At 70.4% G+C, this 2,936-nt stretch carries 1 protein-coding gene; it reads left to right on the forward strand.

Going from position 1 to position 2,936, the window contains the following annotated elements; all coding sequences use genetic code 11:
* Positions 1-64: 64 nt before the first annotated feature.
* Positions 65-2,936 (forward strand): M14 family zinc carboxypeptidase (locus ACFU99_RS39580; protein ID WP_384402348.1); only part of this gene is annotated, 2,872 nt, incomplete at its 3' end.

Consider the following 2,936-nt stretch of genomic DNA (forward strand, 5'->3'; position numbering starts at 1 on the left):
ATCATGAAGTGTGGCAAGCCTGTCGTCTGCGCACAGACGCGACAGACAACAGCAAGGGGGGCACATGAGACGCAAGGCGAGAGCGATTCTCGCAGTGACATCGCTGTTATTCGGCGGCCTGGCCGCCGCGCCCTTCGCACAGGCGCAGGAACAGGCGAAGCCGGGCGGGGACGGGCTGTCCGTATGGACCGCCGACGTGGGGCACGCGCAGATGCCGCTGCTGCTCCGCGCGGGCGTGGACGGGCAGGAAATCGGCAGTCGGATACCGGACAAGGGCACCGCCCCGGTCGAGCTCTACCTCACCGGCGGCCAGGCCGCGACCCTGCGCGGCCAGGGCGTCCACCTCACCGAGAAGAAGATCTCCAAGCGGACGACCGAGCGGCTCAAGGCCGCCGGGGACGGCGTCTTCCGCCCGTACAGCGGCAAGAACGGCCTCCAGGAGGAGATCCTCCGGCTCGGGCAGGAGCACCCGGACATCACCAAGGTCGTCAGCATCGGCAAGTCGCTGAACGGCCAGGACATCCTCGCCCTCAAGCTCAGCAAGGGCGCGAAGAAGATCCCCGACGGCGAGAAGCCCGCGACGCTGTACGCCTCCAACCAGCACGCCCGCGAGTGGATCACGCCCGAGATGACCCGCCGGCTGCTGCACTACTACCTCGACAACTACGGCAGGACCGAGCAGATCACCAAGCTCGTGGACCGGTCCGAGCTGTGGTTCCTGCTCTCCGCCAACCCGGACGGCTACGACTACACCTTCAAGGACCCCGCCAACCGGCTGTGGCGCAAGAACCTCCGCGACAACAACGGCGACGGCAAGATCACCGGCGTCGACGGCGTCGACCTCAACCGCAACTTCTCCTACAAGTGGGGCTACGACAACGAGGGTTCCTCGCCCCGCCAGTCGGGCGAGACCTACCGCGGCACGGGGCCCTCTTCCGAGCCGGAGACCCAGGCCCTCGACGCGTTCGAGAAGCGCATCGGCTTCAAGTACGCCATCAACTACCACTCCGCGGCCGAACTGATCCTCTACGGCGTCGGCTGGCAGGTCGCCACCCCGACCCCGGACGACGTGATCTACCGGTCCCTGGCCGGCACCCCGGAGAACTCCGCGATCCCCGGCTACCACCCGCAGGTCTCCTCCGAGCTCTACACCACCAACGGCGAGGCCGACGGGCACGCGGCCAACGTCAACGGGGTCATGATGTTCACCCCGGAGATGTCGACCTGCCAGACGGCCTCCGCCGTCGACCCGAACGACCCCTGGAACCCGGCCGACTGCCAGTCCGTCTTCAACTTCCCGGACGACGAGAAGCTGATCCAGCGGGAGTTCGCCAAGAACATCCCCTTCGCCCTCTCGGTCGCCGAGACCTCCCTCCACCCCGACCAGCCGGTCTCCTCGGTGGGCATCCCCGCGCCGGACTTCACCCCTGACACCTTCGCCACCTCCTACGCGCGCGGAGAGGGCCAGGAAGTCGCCGTCACCGCCCGCAGGAGCCTGCGCGACAAGCGGCTCAACTACCGCGTGGACGGCGGCCGGACGCACACCGAGCCGCTCAAGGCGTGGACGGGCGGCGAACGGTACGGAGGCGACGACAACATCCGCTTCGACCAGTACCGGGCCCAGGTCGAGGACGCCGCCGTCGGCTCCAAGGTGCAGGTGTGGTTCACCGGCCGCACCCGCGACGGGGCGAGCACCTCCAGCAAGCCCTTCACCTACACCGTCGCCGAGCGGCCCCGCGCCGACACCCTGGTCCTCGCCGACGAAGGCGGCACCGCTCCCGCACGGCACCTCGCCGCCTACACCAAGGCCCTCGCCGACAACGGCCGCAAGGCCGCCGTCTGGGACGTCGCCAAACAGGGCGCCCCGCACGCGCTCGGCGTGCTCAGCCACTTCCGCACCGTGCTCTGGTACACCGGCGCGAACCGCCCCGGCGGCGCGACCCTGCTCGCCGTGCGCGACTACATCAACGAGGGCGGCAAGGTCGTCACCAGCGGCGAGCTCGCCGGCGGCAGCTCGCGCGTCGGCCCGGCCGACACCGACGACTTCAGCCAGTACTACCTGGGCGCGTACGGCCGTGCGTCCCTCAAGTCGCCCACCAAGTTCACCGGCGCCGGCCCCCTCAAGGACATCTCCGCGAACCTCGCGGACGCCGCCGGCAACCCGCTCGACGCGGCCGGCTCGTACGCGCTGACCTCGGACAGCCTGCCGCCGGCCCAGTTCCCGCAGTTCACCAGTGCCGCCGCCGGGGACTACCAGGGCCCGCGCCCGCCCTCCCAGCCGTACGAGGGCGACTGGATGGCCGCCGCCCAGCACGAGGACAACGCCTACCTGCGGCTGGCCCGCACCGTCGACCTGACCGGAGCGAGCGCCGCGGACAAACCGAGCCTCTCCCTCCAGCTCGCCTTCGACACCGAGAACGGCTACGACAACGCGGTCGTCGAGGCGCACACGGTCGGCCAGGACGACTGGACCACACTGCCCGACGCCAACGGCGGAACCTCCACCGCCGTCCCCGCCGAATGCGGGCAGGGCTACCTCATCAATCTGCACCCCTGGCTCACCCACTACCTGACTCTCGGCGACGGCAGCTGCCGGCCGCGCGGCACCACGGGAGCGTGGAACCGCTTCACCGGCACCTCCGCGGGCTGGCAGCCGGCCTCCTTCGACCTGAGCGCCTACGCGGGCAAGAAGGTCGAGCTGGCGATCTCGTACATCACCGACCCCAACACCGGAGGGCGCGGCGTCTTCGTCGACAGCACCAAGGTCGTCATCGGCGGCGCCGCCCAGCCCACCGAGGGCTTCGAGACCGCCCTCGCCCCCTGGGCCGTGCCCGGACCGCCGCCCGGCAGCCCGGCGAGCCCCTCCGACTGGACCCGCTCGAAGGAGCTCTTCCACTCCTCGGCGGCCGTCACCACCCGCGACACCGCCCTGCTGG

The organism is Streptomyces sp. NPDC057654, from assembly GCF_042800135.1.
Classification (GTDB): domain Bacteria; phylum Actinomycetota; class Actinomycetes; order Streptomycetales; family Streptomycetaceae; genus Streptomyces.